This is a genomic window from Brevundimonas sp. UBA7507 (assembly GCF_002478355.1).
In the GTDB taxonomy this organism is placed as follows: domain Bacteria; phylum Pseudomonadota; class Alphaproteobacteria; order Caulobacterales; family Caulobacteraceae; genus Brevundimonas; species Brevundimonas diminuta_D.
Genome location: NZ_DLNP01000011.1, coordinates 229,697 through 249,346 on the forward strand (window position 1 = coordinate 229,697; position 19,650 = coordinate 249,346).

Annotated in this window: 20 protein-coding genes and 1 tRNA gene; 15 read left to right on the forward strand and 6 right to left on the reverse strand. The window is 67.4% G+C overall.

The features are described from left to right. Positions 1–104 precede the first annotated feature (104 nt). From B3D50_RS06860 to B3D50_RS06875, 4 genes are all read left to right on the forward strand, one after another. The gene (locus B3D50_RS06860; protein ID WP_286950353.1) at positions 105–1,901 is read left to right on the forward strand and encodes a DUF4153 domain-containing protein; all 1,797 of its coding nucleotides are present in this window, start codon (positions 105–107) and stop codon (positions 1,899–1,901) included. Between the two features lie 115 nt (positions 1,902–2,016). Beyond that, positions 2,017–3,486 (forward strand): sigma-54-dependent transcriptional regulator, encoded by a 1,470-nt coding sequence (locus B3D50_RS06865; RefSeq protein ID WP_286950354.1) that lies wholly within the window; start codon positions 2,017–2,019, stop codon positions 3,484–3,486. A gap of 80 nt (positions 3,487–3,566) precedes the next feature. Then, the gene (hdhA, locus tag B3D50_RS06870) at positions 3,567–4,328 is read left to right on the forward strand and encodes a 7-alpha-hydroxysteroid dehydrogenase (protein ID WP_286950356.1); all 762 of its coding nucleotides are present in this window, start codon (positions 3,567–3,569) and stop codon (positions 4,326–4,328) included. A gap of 80 nt (positions 4,329–4,408) precedes the next feature. Beyond that, entirely contained in the window at positions 4,409–5,068 is a 660-nt protein-coding gene (locus B3D50_RS06875) for a hypothetical protein (protein WP_286950357.1), read from the forward strand. A gap of 55 nt (positions 5,069–5,123) precedes the next feature. On the opposite strand, the gene B3D50_RS06880 is transcribed toward B3D50_RS06875, so the two are convergent. From B3D50_RS06880 to B3D50_RS06900, 5 genes are all read right to left on the reverse strand, one after another. Further along, entirely contained in the window at positions 5,124–5,690 is a 567-nt protein-coding gene (locus tag B3D50_RS06880) for a hypothetical protein (protein WP_286950359.1), read from the reverse strand. Positions 5,691–5,759: 69 nt separating this feature from the next. After that, the gene (locus B3D50_RS15765) at positions 5,760–5,945 is read right to left on the reverse strand and encodes a hypothetical protein (RefSeq protein WP_374559087.1); all 186 of its coding nucleotides are present in this window, start codon (positions 5,943–5,945) and stop codon (positions 5,760–5,762) included. A 284-nt stretch (positions 5,946–6,229) separates the two neighbouring features. Beyond that, positions 6,230–6,502 (reverse strand): DUF2312 domain-containing protein, encoded by a 273-nt coding sequence (locus tag B3D50_RS06890; protein WP_003165749.1) that lies wholly within the window; start codon positions 6,500–6,502, stop codon positions 6,230–6,232. Positions 6,503–6,762: 260 nt separating this feature from the next. Then, positions 6,763–6,888, reverse strand: a complete 126-nt coding sequence (gene ykgO, locus B3D50_RS06895) for a type B 50S ribosomal protein L36 (protein WP_003165750.1) — start codon at positions 6,886–6,888, stop codon at positions 6,763–6,765. Between the two features lie 129 nt (positions 6,889–7,017). Continuing rightward, positions 7,018–7,094, reverse strand: a tRNA-Ala gene (locus tag B3D50_RS06900). Positions 7,095–7,244: 150 nt separating this feature from the next. Between B3D50_RS06900 and B3D50_RS06905 the strand changes: the two genes are divergently transcribed. Next, entirely contained in the window at positions 7,245–8,531 is a 1,287-nt protein-coding gene (locus B3D50_RS06905; protein WP_286950361.1) for a lytic murein transglycosylase, read from the forward strand. A 152-nt stretch (positions 8,532–8,683) separates the two neighbouring features. Here B3D50_RS06905 and cysS read toward each other — a convergent pair whose 3' ends face one another. Beyond that, positions 8,684–10,090: a cysteine--tRNA ligase gene (gene cysS / locus B3D50_RS06910; RefSeq protein ID WP_286950362.1), complete on the reverse strand. Its 1,407-nt coding sequence runs from the start codon at positions 10,088–10,090 to the stop codon at positions 8,684–8,686. Positions 10,091–10,230: 140 nt separating this feature from the next. On the opposite strand from cysS, the gene folE reads away from it, so the two are divergent. The 10 genes from folE (at position 10,231) to B3D50_RS06960 (ending at position 19,629) form a co-directional block, all read left to right on the forward strand. After that, positions 10,231–10,845, forward strand: coding sequence for a GTP cyclohydrolase I FolE (gene folE / locus B3D50_RS06915; protein WP_286950363.1), 615 nt, complete (start codon positions 10,231–10,233; stop codon positions 10,843–10,845). A gap of 197 nt (positions 10,846–11,042) precedes the next feature. Further along, positions 11,043–11,483 carry a biopolymer transporter ExbD gene (locus B3D50_RS06920; protein ID WP_286950364.1) on the forward strand — a complete coding sequence of 147 codons (441 nt, stop codon included), beginning with the start codon at positions 11,043–11,045 and terminating at the stop codon, positions 11,481–11,483. A gap of 135 nt (positions 11,484–11,618) precedes the next feature. Beyond that, positions 11,619–13,457, forward strand: coding sequence for a gamma-glutamyltransferase family protein (locus B3D50_RS06925; protein ID WP_286950365.1), 1,839 nt, complete (start codon positions 11,619–11,621; stop codon positions 13,455–13,457). A 24-nt stretch (positions 13,458–13,481) separates the two neighbouring features. Continuing rightward, positions 13,482–14,279, forward strand: a complete 798-nt coding sequence (locus B3D50_RS06930) for a hypothetical protein (protein WP_286950367.1) — start codon at positions 13,482–13,484, stop codon at positions 14,277–14,279. A 51-nt stretch (positions 14,280–14,330) separates the two neighbouring features. Next, complete coding sequence (locus B3D50_RS06935; RefSeq protein WP_286950369.1) at positions 14,331–15,197, forward strand: alpha/beta fold hydrolase; 867 nt, start codon at positions 14,331–14,333, stop codon at positions 15,195–15,197. 46 nt (positions 15,198–15,243) lie between these two features. Further along, positions 15,244–16,098, forward strand: a complete 855-nt coding sequence (locus B3D50_RS06940) for an aldo/keto reductase (protein WP_286950370.1) — start codon at positions 15,244–15,246, stop codon at positions 16,096–16,098. A 40-nt stretch (positions 16,099–16,138) separates the two neighbouring features. After that, positions 16,139–16,387: a helix-turn-helix domain-containing protein gene (locus B3D50_RS06945; RefSeq protein WP_286950371.1), complete on the forward strand. Its 249-nt coding sequence runs from the start codon at positions 16,139–16,141 to the stop codon at positions 16,385–16,387. Further along, positions 16,387–17,028 carry a Pr6Pr family membrane protein gene (locus B3D50_RS06950; protein ID WP_286950373.1) on the forward strand — a complete coding sequence of 214 codons (642 nt, stop codon included), beginning with the start codon at positions 16,387–16,389 and terminating at the stop codon, positions 17,026–17,028. Before B3D50_RS06945 ends, B3D50_RS06950 begins: the two co-directional genes overlap by 1 nt. 10 nt (positions 17,029–17,038) lie before the next feature. Next, positions 17,039–18,571, forward strand: a complete 1,533-nt coding sequence (locus B3D50_RS06955) for a UbiD family decarboxylase (RefSeq protein ID WP_286950374.1) — start codon at positions 17,039–17,041, stop codon at positions 18,569–18,571. 128 nt (positions 18,572–18,699) lie between these two features. Beyond that, positions 18,700–19,629, forward strand: a complete 930-nt coding sequence (locus B3D50_RS06960) for a DUF3829 domain-containing protein (RefSeq protein WP_286950375.1) — start codon at positions 18,700–18,702, stop codon at positions 19,627–19,629. The last annotated feature ends 21 nt before the right edge of the window (positions 19,630–19,650 follow it).

Below are 19,650 nucleotides of genomic sequence, written 5' to 3' on the forward strand. Positions count from 1 at the left end.
TGTGGGGAGGCGAAGGGCGCGATGCAAGCCGCATCCCTTCCTTCTCCCACCAGGGGAGAAGGAAAAGTCTTCCCTTCGCCCTCAAAATCGAGCACTGTTCAAATATGACCCATGCCGCCCCCGACCCCACCGGCCGCGCCTCGCTGGAAGGCGCGCGCGGGCTCGCCGCCATCCGCATCGGGATCGGTCTGATCCAGGGGCTGGTTCTCTATCTGCTGTATCGCTCGGCGTCGGACGCCACGGCCCTGGCCTGGCCTGCCACCCAGCCTTCGCTGTTCGCCGCCCTGGTGCTGGCGGCGGCGTTCGCGCCGATCATGCTGCTGGCGGGCGTCGGACGGATGGGATGGAAGACGCTGGCGCTGTGGGGCGCGGTCGCGACGGCGGTTCTGGCCCTGCTGGGCTGGCACGACGCAGCCCAGCAGGCGAGCGACTATTTCCGCCCGCCCTATCTGAACTTCCCGGTCGTGGCCTTCTCGGCGGCGGCCCTGTTCATCGCCCATCACCTGATCGTTCCGGCCGTCCAAGGGCGACGCTGGATCGCCGATTACGACGACTATTTCGACACGGCGTGGAAGGCGGGCGTGCAGCTGGTGCTGTCGCTAGGCTTCACCGGCGCCTTCTGGCTGCTGCTGTTCCTGGGCGCGGCCCTGTTCCGCGTCATCGGCCTCAGCTTCCTGAGCGACCTGTTGGGCGAGGAGTGGTTCTCCATCCCCGTCACCTGCCTGGTCTTCGCCGTGGCAGTGCAGCTGACCGACGTGCGCGGCGGCCTGATCCGGGGCGTGCGGACGGTGGCGCTGATGCTGTTGTCCTGGCTGCTGTTGGTCATCACGGTTCTGGTGGCGGGCTTCCTGGCCGCCCTGCCCTTCACCGGGCTGGATGGATTGTGGAAGACGGGCAGCGCCACGGCCCTGGTGCTGTCGGCCGCCGCCGCCCTGATCGTGCTGATCAACACCGCCTATCAGGACGGACGCGAGGACAATCTGCCGCCCGCCGCCCTGCGCCTGGCGGTGCGGGTCGCCTCGGTGCTGCTGACGCCGCTGATCCTGATCGCCGTCTGGGGCCTGAGCCTTCGCATCGGCCAGCACGGCCTGACGCCCGACCGCATCATCGCCTCGGCCTGCGCCCTGGTGGGCGTCCTCTACGCCGTCGGCTACGGCTGGGCCGCCCTGTCGCCCCTGTGGCGCAAGAGCGCCTGGATGAAGCCGCTGGAGCGCGCCAACGTCCTGGCCGCCGTCCTGACGGTGCTGGTCATTCTGGCCCTGTTCAGCCCCCTGGCCGATCCGGCCCGCCTGTCGGTCAACGACCAGGTCGCCCGGCTGAAGCGCGGCGCCGTCAGCGCGGCCCAGTTCGACTACGCCTTCCTGCGCTTCGGCGCGGGCAAGACGGGACGCGCGGCCCTGGCCGAGCTGGCGAAATCCTCCGACGCCGAGATCGCCCGCCGCGCCAAGGCGGCCCAGGCCGTGACCTCGCGCTATGACATAGAGGAAGCCGTCCTGCCCGCGCGCGCGCCGAACATCGCCCCGTGGCCGGCGGACAAGCCCCTGCCCGCCGCCTTCCTGGCCCCGGCGCCGTCCGGCGATCCGCGCTACGCCTGCAACAGCGACGACAACTGCCTCGCCGCACAGCGCGACCTGAACGGCGACGGCCGCGACGAAATCCTGTTGGCGACCACTTACAGGATCGCCCTGTTCGCTCAGGGCGCCGACGGCCGCTGGGTCCATCAAGGCGACTATCAGGTTCCGCATTGTCCCGGTCCCGGCGGCCGCGATCTGCGCGAGTCGCTCAAGCACCCCGACCTGAAGACCGCCGCATCGCCCTGGCCCGATCTGAACATGGGCGCCGTGACCGGGCGGCTGCAGCCGGAAGCCGTCTGCCCGAAGCCCGCCCCCGTTAACCCCTGACTCAGGTCTCCGAAACCCGATCTTCATTCCCTCCGTTCTAGGGTTGTGTCGAAACGAGCCAGTCCCGACCCAATGAGGACGGCCGTTCGATGGTGATGTTGAAGGGTGTGCTCCAATGGCCAAGACCGTTCTGGTCGTCGACGATGATCCCACGCAGCGCCGCCTGATTCAGGCGGTGCTCGACCGTGAAGGCTATGCGGTCGTCCACGCCGAGAGCGGGGGCGAGGCCATCGACCGTCTGACCAAGGGCGGCGGCGCCGACGTGGTGCTGCTGGACCTCGTCATGCCCGGCCTGTCGGGCATGGAGGCCCTGGCCGAGATGCGCACGGCGGGCGTGACCACGCCGGTCATCGTGCTGACGGCCAACGGCGGCATAGAGACGGTGGTCAAGGCCATGCAGGCCGGGGCCCAAGACTTCTTCGTCAAGCCGGTCGGCCCCGACCGCCTGCTGGTCGGCGTCCGCAACGCCCTGCAGATGACCCAGCTGACCGCCGAGATCGGCCGCCTGAAGAAGCGCGCTGCGGGCCGCACCTCCTTCGACGACATGGTCGGCGACAGCGAGCCGATGCGGATGGTCAAGGCCCTGGGCCAGCGCGCGGCCAAGTCCTCCATCCCCGTGCTGATCACGGGCGAAAGCGGCGTCGGCAAGGAAGTCATCGCCCGCGCCCTGCACGGCGCCTCGGACCGGGCGGGCAAGCCCTTCGTCGCGGTCAACTGCGGCGCCCTGCCCGCCAATCTGGTCGAATCCATCCTGTTCGGCCACGAGAAGGGCGCCTTCACCGGCGCGCACGAAAAACATGCGGGCAAGTTCGTCGAGGCGAACGGGGGCACCCTGTTCCTGGACGAGATCGGCGAACTGCCCCTGGACATGCAGGTCAAGCTGCTGCGCGCGCTTCAGGAAGGCGAGGTCGATCCCGTCGGCGGCAAACGCCCGGTCAAGGTCGACGTCCGCATCGTCTCGGCCACCAATCGCGACCCGGCCCAGCAGGTCAAGGAAGGCGCCTTCCGCGAAGACCTCTTCTATCGCCTGAACGTCTTCCCGATCGAGGCCCCGGCCCTGCGCGAGCGGCGTGAGGACATTCCGGCCCTGGTCGAGCACTTCATCGCCCGCTTCAACGTCGAGGAAGGCAAGCGCGTCGCGGGCTGCTCGCCCGAGACCCTGGCCCTGTTGCAGGGCCACGACTGGCCCGGCAACGTCCGCCAGCTGGAGAATGCGGTCTATCGGGCCCTGGTCCTGGCCGACTCGCCCCTGCTGCAGCCGCACGACTTCCCGGCCATCTCGGGCGTCGCCGTGCCGCTGGACGCCGTGGCCGCTCCCCGGAGCGGCGAGCACGCGCTCGCCTCGGCCTCCGAGTCCGCCTCGAGCGATGAGGACGCCCAGCACGACAGCCCGGTCCGCATCACCGATGACCGCGGCCACGTCCGCACACTGGAGCAGATCGAACGCGACCTGATCCAGCACGCCATCGAGGTCTACTCCGGCCACATGTCCGAAATCGCACGCCGCCTGGGCATCGGCCGCTCCACCCTCTATCGCAAGGTCCGCGAACAGGGCCTTGAGGAACAGCTCAAGGAAGCCGGCTGAGAAGCCCGAAGACCACAGGCGCAGGAACCCTCGCCCGCGCCTGACGCTTCCCTAGTGGGATTTCACACAGGGGCTGCGCCATGGACGCACATTTCCGACTGGACGGTCACGTCGCCCTGGTGACGGGCGCGGGGGCCGGAATCGGCCGCGCCATCGCCGAGACCTTCGCCGCGGCGGGCGCCGCGGTGGCCGTCACGGACCTGGATGCAGCCAAGGCCCTGGCCGTGGCGGACGGCGTGGTCCGGGCCGGCGGACGCGCGGTCGGCCTGGCCTGCGACGTCACCGACGAAGCCCAGCGCATCGCGACTGTCGAGGCCGTGGTCGCGGCCTTCGGCAAGCTGACCCTGCTGGTGAACAATGCGGGCGGCGGCGGCCCCAAGCCCTTCGACATGCCCATGAGCGATTTCGAGCGCGCCTATCAGCTCAACGTCTTCGCTCCCTTCCGCTTCATGCAACTGGCGGCGCCGCACATGCAGGACGCAGGCGGCGGAGCGATCCTGAACATCACCTCCATGGCCGGGGAAAACAAGAACGCCCGCATGGCCTCCTACGGTTCGTCCAAGGCGGCGGTAAGCCATCTGACCCGCAACGTCGCCTTCGACCTGGGTCCGTGCGGCGTTCGCGTCAACGCCATCGCGCCAGGCGCGATCAAGACCGACGCCCTGGCCGGCGTCCTGACGCCCGAGATCGAGCAGGCCATGCTCAAGCACACGCCGCTGGGTCGTCTGGGTCAGCCCGAAGACATCGCCCGCGCGGCCCTGTTCCTGTGCTCGCCCGCCGCGTCGTGGATCAGCGGCCAGATCCTGACCGTCTCCGGCGGCGGCGTTCAGGAACTGGACTGACCCACGATGCTTGAGGCTTCCAAACGGCGGCGGTTCCGGCCACAGGTCTCTTCTCAGTGCAACTAGGGGAGCCCGCCATCTTGTTTCGTCATACCGCCGCCGTTCTGACCGTGGCGTCCGTCGTCGCCCTGACCGCCTGCTCCAACGCCGAGGCGCCGCCCCCGGCTGAAGCCGGCGCTTCCGCCCTTTCCAAGGCCGCCCTGCCGTCCGAGTGCGTGGATCACCCGCTTCTGGCGGCCATGCCGACGGCCCAGACCATCGCCGGCAAGCCGCTGACCGAGGTCGAGTGCCAGGCCTTCTCCGTCTCCATGACCTATGGCGAGCCGGGGACCAGCGCCGAAATCCTGCTGATCGATTCCAAGGCCACCGTTCCCGAGGAAAGCGGTCCCATGTCCGGCCTGCTCGCGGGCGCTCAGGAGACCGCTTTCAAGAGCGTCGTCGCAGGCGTGGAAATGACCAAGGGCGTGCGCGAGATGGCCCTGTCCTCCCCGCCCGCCCTGGCTTCGATCGGCGGCGAGGACTATCTGCCCGTGGTCATGGACGCTCCGTCAGGCGAGCCCATCGTCATCGGCGTCGAACCCAAGGATTCAGGCGGACGCGTCGGCTCGATGATGAGCGCGCTCAAGGGCCGCTACGGTCTGACCATCCATATCGAACAGGACGACCTGTCCGGCGCGGCGGCCGCCCGCACGGCCTATGAGCCCTATCTGTCGGCCATGCGCCTGAACGCCCTGCCCTAGACGGCGAAAAGAGCGGCGGAGTTCGCCTCCGCCGCCCCTCGTTTGAGTCAAAGCCTCAGTTCCGACTGACCGTCAGAACATAGTTCCCGCTCTCGCCTCGACGCGCCGAGGCGCGAGGCTGGAACGGGGTAATGACATAGGTCGTGTCCTTGGCGGCCTTCAAGTCGGCCGTTTCGCCCTCGACCTCGCCCCGGAACACGGCTGCGCCGCTCTGGTCCGTCGCGTCGCTGATGTTGAAATACAGGTTGGTGTTGGACGGTTTGAAGGCGACCTTCAGCGTCTGTCCCGCCGCGACGGGTACGGCGTAGACCGGCGCCGCATAGCCCTTCACCGTTCCTTCCTTCGTCACCGATCCGGCCCGCTCGAAGGTCAGCACCTCCAGCGTGGAGCCTTCCTCGCGAACGAAGGCGCGCGCGGCGGCCTCGTCGACGACAGGCAAGGCCGGGACGGCGTTCGGCGTCGGGCTGACCGCCTGGGGCGCCGCCGCCGGACCGCCGCTGAGATCGACCGTCGCCTCAGACGCGGCCTCTGGCGCCGCCCCCGGACGATCGCCGCACGCCGCCAGCGCCAGGCTCAAACTCAGAAGGCCGCCAGTGAAGGCGGCGGGAACGAAGCGTCTCATGAGACTTCCCTCTCAAGGGGTTGGATATCCGCAGGCGCAACGCACGGCCAAGCTGAACGGTTGCGGGCTTCATTCAACCTCATCGGGCGTCGGCGGGCTTTCTTTCCTGCGTCGCCCGAATCGACGCGGTTCGCCTTTGGCCTTGGCCGTGATCTCTTTCAGCTTGCGGCCCTGCATGGCCGACAGCGCCTGGCCCGGCGCGCCCTTTTCCGGGTCGGCGAAGGCGCGGCCATGGGTCTGGATTCGCTCGCCCACCGAATCGAGGAACTCCCCCTCCCATTCGGACAGGGAAACGCCCGCCTTCTCTGCCGAGCGGCGGGCGCGTTTGAGGGCGTTGAGCGCGGATCGTTTCGCCGCTTCCTTCTGCTGCTCCCAAGGACTCAGAGAAGGTTTGGTTTTAGAGGCGCTACCGTCCTTCGGACTGCTTGAGCGCGAGAGGCCGCTGGATCGCAGCTTGGAGCCGCCGCCCTTCAGGCTGCTGGAGCGTGAAGGGCCGTCGCCGGAGGGCTTGAAGGGCGTGCGCTTCAGGCCCGCCTCCCTCAGATCTCGCCGAGAGCCGAGAGGTAGAGGTCCAGAATCGCTTCTTCTTCCTGACGCTTGGCCTTGTCCTGCTTGCGCAGGCGCAGAACCTTGCGCAGCACCTTGACGTCATAGCCTTCGCCCTTGGCCTCGGCGAAGACCTCCTTCATGTCGACCATGACGGCCTGCTTGTCCTCTTCGAGGCGCTCCAGGCGTTCGATGATCGAGCGAAGACGGCCCTGGGCCGTGGCGGTCAGGACGTCGGGGCTGGCGTCGAAGGAAGCGTCGTCCATGACTGAACTCCAGAACTCATAAATCAGGCTGCGCCCTCTACAGGCGGCAAGCCGTCAGGGCGAAAGAAAAACGCCCTCAAGCAGGCCGAAGGCCGTTAGGGCGACTAAAAAAGAATCACTAGTCAGACGCGAGCCTGCGCTCAATGCCGGACGCGAAAAAGCCGCGGACAACGCCCGCGGCCCTGTGGATAGTCATCCCATCCACCGACGGTCGGCGCGCGCCTCGCCCGCGAAAGGCGGGGCGCGCCGATCGCGCCTGATCAGCCTTGCTTGGCTTTGAAGCGCGGGTCGGTCTTGTTGATGACGTACAGAACGCCCTTGCGGCGAACGATCTTGCAGTCGCGGTGGCGACCCTTCAGCGACTTCAGCGAGCTACGGACCTTCATGGTCGGACGTCCCGGATTTGGAGGCCCGTGAGGGCGGGTAAAACAAAAGAGCCGCGGGCGAACCTGCGGCGGAGGCGGTCGTATAGAGAGGCCTTCGCCTTTCGTCAACATTCCGCGCGGGGAATCCGCTGGAGGCCTGGCCTCCGAGTCGAACGGAGGATCTCCGGACTTGCACGTCCGGCGCGTCGCCCCTCCGCCACCAGGCCATGCTCAGGGAACGCTGCAATGTAAATTCGGCTGATTAACCGCCTCCTTGCGAGAATGGTTAACGGCGCTTTCACCCTTATCACGGAAACTCATCGGACCTTCGCGCGCTTGTGATTGGTCGTGGAATTCGGGGGCGTTAGCCTGTGATTATGCGTATCGCTTATCGTCTTCTGTTGTTGGGTTCGGTCGCCGCCTGCACCCCCATGGTTCCCACGCCGCCGCAGCCCCAGCCTGCGCCGCCGCCCGTGGTCGAGCCTGCGCCCGCCACGCCGGCCCCCACGCCCCCGCCCGCTCAGACGGATCTCAGCGAGGCCTATGACCACGCCAGCTTCGACGCCTGGAAGCAGAGCTTCCTGGAGCGCCACGGCGGCGCCCGCAAATGGGAGTACGCCCGCGAGCTGGAGAGCGTGACGCCGAACCCCAGCATCATCCGCCTGGACCGCAACCAGCCCGAATTCTCTCGCCCCGCCGGGGTCTATATCCAGAACGCCACCACTCCGGCGCGAATCGCCATGGCGCGCCAGCGCGTCGACCGCGTGCCGTGGGACGTGACCCAGAAGTACGGCGTGCCGACCGAGATTCTGCTGGGCGTCTGGGCCCAGGAAAGCGCCTTCGGCCAGGTCCAGGGCGATTTCGACGTCATCCGCTCGCTGGCGACCCTGGCCTATGACGGCCGCCGCCGCGCCTGGGCCGAGGACCAGCTGAAGCACGCCCTCGACATCGTCGTGACGGGCAAGCGCGACCGCGCAGGGCTGAAGGGCAGCTGGGCCGGCGCCATGGGCCAGACCCAGTTCATGCCGGATAACTATCTGCGGCTGGGCGTCGACCAGAACGGCGACGGCAAGGTCGACATCTGGGGCTCCGACGCCGACGCCCTGGCCTCGGCGGCGAATCTGCTGGCCCAGGCCGGCTGGAAGCGCGGTCAGGGCTGGGCCTATGAAGTCACCCTGCCTTCCAACTTCGACTACAGCCAGGCCGAGGGGCCGAAACACCCCTGGTCCTACTGGGTCGCGCGCGGCGTGCGTCTGGCCGACGGCTCCTCGCCCAACAGCGCCGAGGCGGCCGAGGGCGCGGCCATCCTGCTGCCGCAGGGCGCCAAGGGCCCGGCCTTCCTGGCCCTGCCCAACCACTACGTCATCCGCCGCTACAACAACTCGGTCAGCTACGCCCTGGCCATCGGCATGATCGCCGACGGGGTGGCGGGCAAGCCTGCGCTGAAGGCCTCCTGGCCCAACGACGGCCCCCTGACGCGGGACCAGCGCGTCGGCGCCCAGCAGGCTCTGACCCGCATGGGCTTCGACACCCAAGGCGTCGACGGCGTCATCGGCTCCAACACCCGCGCCGCCCTGCGCCGCTGGCAACAGGCCAACGGGCGGACGGCCGACGGCTATCTGACCGACGTGCTGGCCGAAGAACTGATCCGCCGGGCGCGGTAGAGTCCTTCTCCCCTTGTGGGAGAAGGTGGCCCGTCAGGGCCGGATGAGGGGTCTCTCCGCAATCGGATGCAAGGATTGCGAGGCTAACGTCTCGCAACCCCTCATCCGTCAGGCTCCGCCTGCCACCTTCTCCCACAAGGGAGAAGGAAGCCTCAGCCCTTCATCCGCCAGGTCGCGCCCTGCGGGCCGTCCATGACGACGACGTTCAGTTCGTTCAGGCGGTCGCGGATGCGGTCGGCTTCCGCCCAGTTCTTGGCCGCGCGGGCGGCGGCGCGTTGCTCCAGCAAGCCCTCGACCTCGGCCTTCAGCCCTTCGTCGACGCCCGAGAACCACTCCGCCGGATCGGCCTGAAGCACGCCCAGAATGGAGGCCGCCGCAATCAGTTGCCCCTTGGCCGTCGCCACCGCCGCCGTGTCGCCCGCCGTCATGCCCCGCTCGATGTCGCTGGACAGGGCGAACAGGGCCGCCATGGCGCCCGGCGTGTTCAGATCGTCCTCGATGGACTTCATGAACTCGACCGGCGGCTCCACGTCCGCCGCCTCGACCCCGGCCGCGCGGTGCAGGGCGCCGTAGAGGCGGTCCAGGTTCTTGCGGCTCTGCTCCAACAGGGTCTGGTTCCAGTCCAACGGCTGACGATAGTGGGCGCTCAGCAGAGCCCAGCGCACCACCTCGCCCGGCATGGCCTGCACCAGATCGTGCAGCAGCAGGACGTTGCCGATCGACTTGGACATCTTCTCGGCGTCCACGGTCAGGAAGCCGTTGTGCATCCAGTAGCGGGCGTATTCATCGTGCGCGGCGTCGCCGTGGGCATGGCCGTGGGCGCAGACGCCCTGCGCGATCTCGTTCTCATGGTGCGGGAAGACCAGGTCGATGCCGCCGCCGTGGATGTCGATGGGCAGGCCCAGCGTCTTCTCGATCATGGCCGAGCACTCGATGTGCCAACCGGGGCGGCCTTCGCCCCACGGCGAGGGCCAGGACGGCTCGTCCGCCTTGGACGGCTTCCACAGCACGAAGTCGTGCGGGTTCTTCTTGTACGGTGCGACCTCGACGCGGGCGCCGGCGATCATGTCGTCCAGATTACGCCCCGACAGCGCGCCGTAGGACGGATAGGACGACACGTCGAACAACACATGGCCCTCGGCGGCATAGGCGCAGCCGGAATCGATGATGGCCTGAATCTGTCTGGTGATCGCCTCGATGTAGTCGGTGACGTGCGGGGCGATGTCGGGCGGCGACACGTTCAGCAGGCCCATGTCGGCCAGATAGGCGGCCTCATAGCGTGCGGTGATCTCGCCGATGGCGACGCCTTCCTTGGCCGCCTTGGCGTTGATCTTGTCGTCCACGTCGGTGACGTTGCGGGCGTAAACCACCTTGTCCGCGCCATAGGTGCGGCGCAGCAGGCGCACCAGCACGTCGAACACCACCGGCGGGCGGGCGTTGCCGATATGGGCGTAGTCATAGACCGTCGGGCCGCAGACATAGAGGCTCACCCGGTTCGGATCGCGCGGCGCGAACAGGCGCTTTTCACGGCGCAGGGTGTCGTGGATGTGCAGGGCCATGGGTCAGGTCTTTTGCGAGTTTTCTTGCGGGACTGAGGAGGTGTCCCATATAGCGGCCTGATAGACAGTCAGGGCCGCGCGCCCAAGTCCATATATATTTGTATTCTGAACAGGCGCTCTCGCCGCCGCCGGATCGTTTCATGAGCAGCACCCCCGCCAAGCCCGTCCTCGTCGCCAATGAGGCGCCCCAGCGTCCCAGCCGCGAACAGGCTCTGGAGGCCGTGCGCACCCTGATCGCCTGGGCCGGCGACAACCCCGACCGCCCCGGCCTGCTGGACACGCCCAAGCGCGTGGTCGACGCCTACGGCGAATGGTTCGACGGCTATGACGCCGATGCGGGCAAGGAGCTGTCGCGCACCTTCGAGGACGTGACCGGCTATGACGACATGGTCATCCTGCGCGACATCGAGGTCGAGAGCCACTGCGAGCACCACCTGGCTCCCTTCCTGGGCAAGGCCTACGTCGCCTATCTGCCGGGCGAGAAGGTGGTCGGCATCTCCAAGCTGGCGCGCGTGGTCGAGATCTTCGCTCGCCGTCTCCAGAACCAGGAGACCCTGACCAACGACATCATCGAGGCCATCGAATCGCACCTGCAGCCCAACGGCGTGGCCGTGCTGGTCGATGCGGCGCACCAGTGCATGACGACGCGCGGCGTGCATCACCGCCACGTCTCGACCATCACCACCCGCTTCACCGGCGCCTTCAAGAACGACCCGGCCCTGGCCGAACGATTCCTCAAGCTGGCCCGAGGCTGAGAGTCAGCGAGGGGATTCCGGGGCTGAATTGATCGCGGCCAGGGCGGCCCTGCGCCGAATTCGCAATCTTATTCCCCTGCGGCGTCATTTCCTCGCATTCGACGGCTTTACAAGCCTGCTTCAGGACGCCAAGAGACGAGCCAGACTTTCAGTGTGGTCCGCCGGAGGGTGCGGATCTTGATGGAGACGAGGGCGTAATGGGCGCGAAACTTTCCTCAGGCGGTGGCGGCGGCAAGCTGGCGCAACAGAACGCGGACATCAACGTCACGCCGTTCGTTGACATCATGCTCGTGCTGCTGATCATCTTCATGGTCGCGGCGCCGATGGCTACCGTGTCGATCAAGCTGGACCTGCCGCCCGCGACGCCGCCGGCGCCGGACGCCGAGAAGCCGAAAGAGCCGGTCTACATAACCATCCAGGAAAACGGCTCGCTCTACATCGCTGAGACGGAAACCACGATCGCCAAGCTGACGACTGACGTGTGCGCCGCCCAGGCCGTGACGACGGACTGCCGTGAAGAACGCGTCTTCGTCCGCGCCCAGCCGGAAGTGAAGTACAACCAGTTCATGGAAGTCATGAACAAGCTTCAGGAAAACGGCTTCTACAAGGTCGGCCTCCTGAACGAAGACATCACCTGAGACGGTCGGTAATCGACAGTCTGGAAAAGGGTCGCCTCGGCGGCCCTTTTTCTTTGCCCGTCAGCCATCGACCGCTTGCGCCCTCCCCCTGTTCCAGCCTCAATGCGCGCCTCGAATGAGGGGGAGTCAATCATCATGCGTCGCCGCACCTTCCTGTCCGCCCTGCCCGCCGGAGCCCTGATGGCGGGGGCCGCCCGCGCCCAACAGGCGCCCGCTGGCGCGCCGGTCGCCAAGCCGGCGTCCGTTCAGCCCGCCCCTGCGCCTGACCCCTATGCCGGCGTCGGCATCGGCGACCGCATCACCGGGCCGCGCTTCGTCGGCCGCTCGACCGTCTGGGGCGCGAACGGCGCCGCGGCCACGGCCCATCCGGCCGCCACCCTGATCGGCCTGGACACCCTGCGACGCGGCGGCTCGGCCATCGACGCCGCCATCGCCATCAACGCCGCCCTGGGCTTCCTGGAGCCGACCGCCAACGGCATCGGCGGCGACGCCTTCTGCCTGATGTGGGATCCGGCGCAGAAGAAGGTCGTCGGCTTCAACGGCTCAGGCGCCAGCCCGCGCGGCCTGTCGCTGGCCGCCGCGCGATCCAAGGCCGGAGCCGACGGCTATCTGCCCCGCTACGGCGCGGTGACGGTGAATGTGCCCGGCACGGTCGACGCCTGGTGGAGCGCCCACCAGCGCTACGGCAAGCTGCCGTGGAAGGACGTCCTGCTGCCCGTCGCCGAACTGTGCGAACAGGGCGTGCCGGTGCCGCAAGTCGTGGCCTACTATCTCGAACGCGGCATGGCCAACTTCGACAAGAGCGCAGCGACGATCGAAGAGAACGACAACCGCAAGAAGGTCTGGCTGACCGGCGGCCGCACGCCGAAGACGGGGGAAATCTTCGCCAACCCGGACCTCGGCCGCACCTACCGCATGATCGCCGAGGGCGGCCGCGACGCCTTCTATGACGGGGTGATCGCCGACCACATCGAGCGCTATTTCAAGCGCATCGGCGGCTGGATGACCCGCGCCGATCTGGCCGCCCACCGCACCGAATGGGTCGAGCCGCTGATGACCACCTATCGCGGGGTCGAGGTCTATTCGCTGGGTCCGAACACCCAGGGCCTGTCGACCAATCAGATCCTGAACATCTGCGAGCAGTTCGACCTGAAGGCCATGGGCTTCCAGTCCGCCGCCTCCATCCACGTCCAGGCCGAGGCCAAGCGTCTGGCGTTCGAGGACCGCGCCCGATACTTCGCCGACGAGCGCTTCGCCAAGGCCCCGACCGCCTGGCTGAACTCCAAGGCCTACGCCGCCGAACGAGCGAAACTGATCCGCCCCGACCGCGTCATGGACCGCGTCTTCCCCGGCGATGCGCCGACGCAGGGCGACACCACCTATTTCAGCGTCGCCGACAGCGACGGCATGATGGTCAGCTGGATCCAGTCCAACTATCGCGGCATGGGCGGCGGTCTGACGCCCGACGGCCCGGACGGCCGGACGCTGGGCTTCATGTTCCAGAACCGCGGCGAACTGTTCGCCCTGACCGACGGCCACCCCAACGTCTACGCCCCCGGCAAGCGCCCCTTCCACACCATCATCCCCGGCTTCGCCTGCAAGGACGGAGAGCCGTGGATGGCCTATGGCGTCATGGGCGGCGGGATGCAGCCGCAGGGTCAGGCCCAGATCATCATCAACATGGTCGATTACGGCCTCGACCCGCAGGAGGCCGGAGACAGCCCGCGCTGGCAGCACTACGGCTCGTCCGAACCGACCGGCCAACCGGCCGAGGGCGTCGGCAAGCTGCACCTCGAATCCGGCGTGCCCGAGGCGACCAAGCAGCAGCTGACGGCCATGGGCTGGGATCTCGGCCCGCCCGACGGCGGCTTCGGCGGCTATCAGAACGTGATGAAGCAGATCAACGAACAGGGCCGCTGGACCTACGGCGCCGCCACCGAAATGCGCAAGGACGGCAACGCCCTGGCCTATTGATCCGGCCCAGTCAGGGAGACACCCATGATCGCCGCCCTCATCGCCGCCGGTCTGCTATCGGCTTTTGACTGGTCCGACGGTTGTCGTCCCGTCGCAGGGTCCGAGGCCCTGTGGCGCGACGACGTCCGCTATGTCTTCGTCGGCGAGACGCACGGCACGGTCGAGGCCCCCGCCGCCTTCGCCGACCTGGTCTGCGCGGCGCTGGAACAGGGGCCGGTCGTCGTCTCTCTGGAGTATCCAGTCGAGTTTCAACCGACGCTGGACGCCTTCATGGAGGCCGACACCGAAGCCGAGGCGCGCGCGGCGCTCGCCGCCTATCCGCACGGCCCCTTCGTCCATCATGACGGACGCGGCAGCGAGGCCATGCTGGACTTGCTGCTGAGATTGCGCGCCATGCTGCGTGAAGCCGCCGATATGACCGTGGTCGCCTCAGTCCCGAACAGCCCGCGTGTCGAAGGTTTCCGTCAATCCTATGCGGAAATGGATCGGGCGGTTCTATGGAGCCGTCAGGCCATGGCCCAGCCTCACTCCCGCCTGCTGGCGCTGGTCGGGCGGGTCCATGCCGAGAAGATCCGCCGCGTGGGTTCGCTGCTGGGCCTGCCCGCCGCCGCCCATATCCGGCCTGAGGAAACCTTGTCTCTCAGCGTCGCCCAGCAAGGCGGCGAGGCGTGGATGTGTCGTGACGACTGCGGCGGCGCACCGATCCCCAATGTCGACGCTTCCGAAACGCGCGGCGTCATTCTCGCATCGCAACAGGATGGCAAGTTTGACGGGCTGCTGGCGCTTGGCCCGACCACAGCGTCCGCCCCCGCAAAGCCTTGACCTGACGCCGCGTCAATCGGCTAGAGTTCGTTTCCAAACAGGACGGACCTGATGACCGATCTCGTCACGCGCGACTTCATCGCCCCGGCCGCCGACGGTTATCCGCTGTCGATGCGACTGGTGTCGGCCGCAGAGCCGCGCCTCGCCGTGCTGGTTTCGTCCGGCACCGGCTTCCCCAAGGGCTTTTACGAGCGGTTCGCCCGGCATCTGGCCGAGCGAGGCGCGGCGGTGCTGACCTATGATTTCCGGGGCATCGCCGGGTCGCGGCCGGATGATCTGAAGGGCTCGACCATCGACTATCCGGACTGGGGCCGGCTGGACATGCCCGCCGCCCTGGACGCCCTGATCGACGCGGCGCCGGGCCTGCGCGTCGTCCATGTCGGTCACAGCGTCGGCGGCCATTTCCTCGGCTTCATGCCCAATCACGACCGGATCGAGCGGCACGCCTTCGTCTCGGTCGGGACCGGCTGGTGGGGCGGGCACCACCGCAGCTACAATCCGATGGAGCTGTTCTTCTGGCTGGGCTTCGGCCCGTTCAGCCTGATGCGGCACGGCTATATCAAGGGCGGCGGCCTGTGGGCCGGGACCGATCTACCGCGCGGCGTCTTCACCACCTGGCGGCGCTGGTGCCTGAAGCGCGCGTATTTCTCCAAGGAGTTGGAGACCAGCCTGCGGCCGCATCATTATGATGCCGTGACCGCGCCGATCCGGTCGTGGATCTTCACCGACGATCCCATCGCCACGCCTAGAACGGCGCGCGATCTGCTGAGCGTCTATCCCCACGCCCCCTCGGACATCAGCCTCCATGCACCCAGCGACTTCGGCGCGCGGCGCATCGGCCACGAAGGCGCCTTCCGCAAGGGAATGGAGCCGTTGTGGGATCGGATTTTCCACTGGCTGGACAATGGCGACGCCTGAGCGGGCGCCTATATCCCAGGCTCATCTTCCCACCGGAGCCTCCCCCATGCCCTATTCCGATCAGCCTACCGTGACCGCCTCGGGCGTGGAGATTCCCCTGCTCGGTTTCGGCACCTGGCAGCTGGAGGCGGACGACGCCCGCCGCATGGTGCGCGAAGCCCTGCGCATCGGCTATCGCCACATCGACACCGCCTGGATCTACAAGAACGAGAAGGCGGTCGGCGACGGCATCGCCGACGCCGTGGCCGAAGGGATCGTCACGCGCGACGACATCTTCGTCACCACCAAGATCTGGGTCGAGCATTTCCAGCACGATGCCCTGCTACGTCAGGCTGAAGAGTCCGCCCTCAGCCTGGGCCTGACGCCGGACCTGCTGCTGCTGCACTGGCCCAAGCCGACGCCCGCGCTGGCGGAAACCATCGGAGCCCTGAACGAGGCGAAGGAAAAAGGCTTCACCAGGAACATCGGCCTGTCTAACTTCCCCTCGGCCCTGTTCCGCGAGGCCGCCGCCCTGTCGAGCGCGCCGCTGATCACCAATCAGGTCGAATACCACCCCTATCTGTCGCAGAAGACGCTGATCGAGACGGCGCGCGATCTAGGGTCGTCCATCACCGCCTGGTCGCCGCTGGCCCAGGGTAAGATCGCCGACGACTCCGTGATCGCCGAGATCGCAAAAACGCACGGCAAGACCAACGGCCAGATCACCCTGCGCTGGATCATCCAGCAGGGCGTCATCGCCATTCCGCGCACGGCCAAGGAAAGCCGCGCGGCCGAAAACTTCGACCTCTTCGACTTTGAGCTGTCGGCCGACGAAATGGCGCGGATCAGCGCCCTGGCCCGCCCCGACGGCCGCATCGGCGATTGGCTGGACGAGGCCTTCCAATGGGATCAGGATGCCTGATCCGACACGGTTCTAGGGCGTATGCGCCGAGGAAGACGCCATGGGTTCGGTTCTGGGCTTTCCGGGCATTGATCCGATGGACGTCGTCGTCGGCGCGCGCATCCGCCGCTGGCGCGACCGGCGCGGCGTGGCCTTCAACGATCTGGCCGCCGCCATCGACCTGACGCCCGAGGCCTTGCGCCGGGTCGAGGCGGGCCGCGAGCATCTGGATTCCGTGCAATTAGACGCCGCCACCCGCGCCCTGCGCCTGCCGGTGTGGGCGCTGGTGTCCGACGCCCCGGCCTATTGATGACGGCGCGGCTCTATCGGTCGCTGTTCGCCCTGGTCGGCTGGGGCGCCCTGGCCCTGCAGTACGGCCTGCTGCTGCGGAACAATCCCGGCTCCGGCGCAGGCGAGCTGACGCTGAACTTCTTCAGCTTCTTCACGATCCTGACCAATCTGCTGGCGGCGCTGGCCCTGACGGGGCCGGCGCTGGCGCCCGACGGCGCCTTGGGCCGGTGGAGCCGAAGCGAGGGCGTGCGGGCCGCCGTCGCCATGTACATCGTCGTGGTCGGCGTCGTTTATCATCTGCTGCTGGCCCAGACCTGGAATCCGCAGGGCTGGCAGAAGGTCGCCGACACTCTGCTGCACACCGTCATGCCGCTGGCCTTCGTCGGCGACTGGCTGCTGTTCACAGCCAAGGGGCGGCTGCGCTGGATCGATGCGGTCAAATGGCTGGCCTTTCCGCTGCTCTACGGCGGCTGGACCCTGGCGCACGGGGCGATGACGGGCTGGTGGCCCTACTGGTTCGTCAATGTCGGCGAGTTGGGTCTGGCGCGGGCGGCGGCGAACTTCGCGGGGCTGCTGATCTTCTTCCTGCTGCTGGGCCTGATCGTCGTGGCGATCGATCGCGCCTTCGGACGGCGTGACAGACGGACGATTGCCCCCTAAGCGTCAGCGCATGGCCTACAAGTCCCTGCGCGATTTTCTTGCGACCCTCGAAGCCGACGGCGAACTGGTCCGCGTGTCGGAGCCCGTCTCCACCCATCTGGAGATGACCGAGATCCAGACCCGGCTGCTGCGCAACGGCGGCCCGGCGGTCCTGTTCGAAAAGCCGGTCATGCCGGACGGCACGATCAGCCCCATTCCCTGTCTGGCCAACCTGTTCGGCACGGTGAAGCGCGTCGCCATGGGGGTGACGCTGGAGGGCAAGCAGCGCACCACGCCCGGCGAGCTGCGCGAGGTCGGCGAACTGCTGGCCTTCCTGCGCAATCCGACGCCGCCGCGCGGGCTGGGCGACGCCATGGAGATGCTGCCCCTGGCCCAGACCGTCATGTCCATGCGGCCCAAGACGGTGAAAAAGGCCCCGGTGCAGGAGGTGGTGCTGAAGGGCGATCAGATCGACCTGACCGCCCTGCCCATTCAGGGCTGCTGGCCGGGCGAACCCGCGCCCCTGATCACCTGGGGTCTGGTCGTGACCAAGGGGCCGTCGGACGAGCGCGAGGACGACTTCAACCTGGGCATCTATCGGATGCAGGTGCTGGGCAAGGACAAGGCCATCATGCGCTGGCTGGCCCATCGCGGCGGCGCCCAGCACTACGCCCGGCACAAGAAGGCGGGCAAGCGCGAGCCCCTGCCCTGCGCCGTCGTTCTGGGGGCCGATCCGGGAACCATCCTGGCCGCCGTGACCCCGGTGCCGGAGACCCTGTCGGAGTATCAGTTCGCGGGGCTGATGCGCGGCTCCAAGGCCGAACTGGTCCCGTGCAAGACCGTGCCGCTGATGGTTCCGGCTCAGGCCGAGATCGTGCTGGAAGGCCACGTCCTGCTGGACGAGTTCGAGGACGAAGGCCCCTACGGCGACCACACCGGCTACTACAACTCGGTCGAGAAGTTCCCGGTCTTCCAGGTGACGGCCATCACCATGCGCAAGGATCCGATCTATCTGACCACCTTCACCGGCCGTCCGCCGGATGAGCCGAGCGTGCTGGGCGAGGCGCTGAACGAGGTCTTCATCCCCCTGATCCGCCAGCAGTTCCCCGAGATCACCGACTTCTGGCTGCCGCCCGAGGGGTGCAGCTACCGCATCGCCGTGGTGTCGATGAAGAAGGCCTACCCCGGCCACGCCAAGCGCGTGATGATGGGCTGCTGGAGCTATCTGCGCCAGTTCATGTACACCAAGTGGATCATCGTGGTGGACGACGACATCAACGCCCGCGACTGGAAGGACGTCATGTGGGCCGTCTCGACCAAGATGGACCCGGCGCGCGACATCACCGTCATCGAGAACACCCCCATCGACTATCTGGACTTCGCCAGCCCCGAGAGCGGCCTGGGCTCCAAAATCGGTCTGGACGCCACCGACAAGTGGGAGCCCGAGACCAAGCGCGAATGGGGCGAGGAGATCCGCATGGACGAGGCGGTGGTCGAGCGGGTCAATGACATCTGGGATCGCCTCGGCCTGCCCGGCGACGGCGCGCCGATCTGGAAGCGCTGAACCGGTCTTTTGGAACCGATTGCAAAAACTCGTTTCACGAGAGAACCCAAATGGCTGATCGGCGTTCAGTTTCCCGGCTGAAGGAACGGCGACGCTTGGGGCGCGCTGATCGGCTTAGGGGAATCCATATGATTTCACGCACCAGCGCCGGCGTCGCCACGCTCGCACTCGCCGCCGCGCTTAGCCTTTCGGCGTGCGGCGACAGCAAGGGCAACGCTGAGAATCCGGCGCCCAAGTCGGTCGCCCAGGCGGCGGGCAACGAGGCCACCCAGGAGAAGATGAGCCTCTACATCGACGCCTTCAACGCGCTGATCGATGACCACTGGGGCGTGTCGAAATACTTCGGCGACTATCAGAAGCTGGACATCCCGAACGCCTCGGCGTCGGCGAACCTCCACTTCCCGGAGAACATCTCGCACCTGGAGCGCGCGATCGCGAAGCTGAAGGAAGGCCGGGCGCTGAACGGCGGCAATCAGGGCAAGAAGGCCGATGAAGCGGCCGACAAGCTGATCCCGCAACTGGAGGCCCTGCTGGCCCAGTGGCAGGCGCTCGACCCCTATTTCGAATCCCGCGCCTATCGCGACGACGCCCTGGCCAAGGCCAAGGCGGCCCACGCCGCCCAGACGCAGGCCTATCAGGGCAGCGTCGCCGGCATCGAACAACTGGACGTCGCCCTGACCGAATATCAGCGCGCCAGCAACGCGGCCAAGATGGAAGCCATGCGCAAGGGAGGCCACGCCGCCGAGGCCAGCCTGCTGGACGCCATGCAGAAGGCTGACCTGTTCACCAATGCGGTGATGGAGGACAACAAGGCCGAGGCCGACGCCCAGTTGCCGGCGATGGAAGCGGCCATCGCCAAGCTGCGCGAAGAGCAGGCCAAGATGCCGGCGGACAACCGCAACAAGTCCTATCTGTCCAGCATCGCCGACAACCTCAGCGGCATGGTCGGCGCCTATCGCGACTTCAAGCAGTCCAATTCGGACAGCTACCAGGAGTCCGTCGTGGACCGTTACAACAGCGCCATCGGCAACATGAACCGCGTGGAACTGCCCGGGTAACGACCCTGCGTCCGGCCGCGC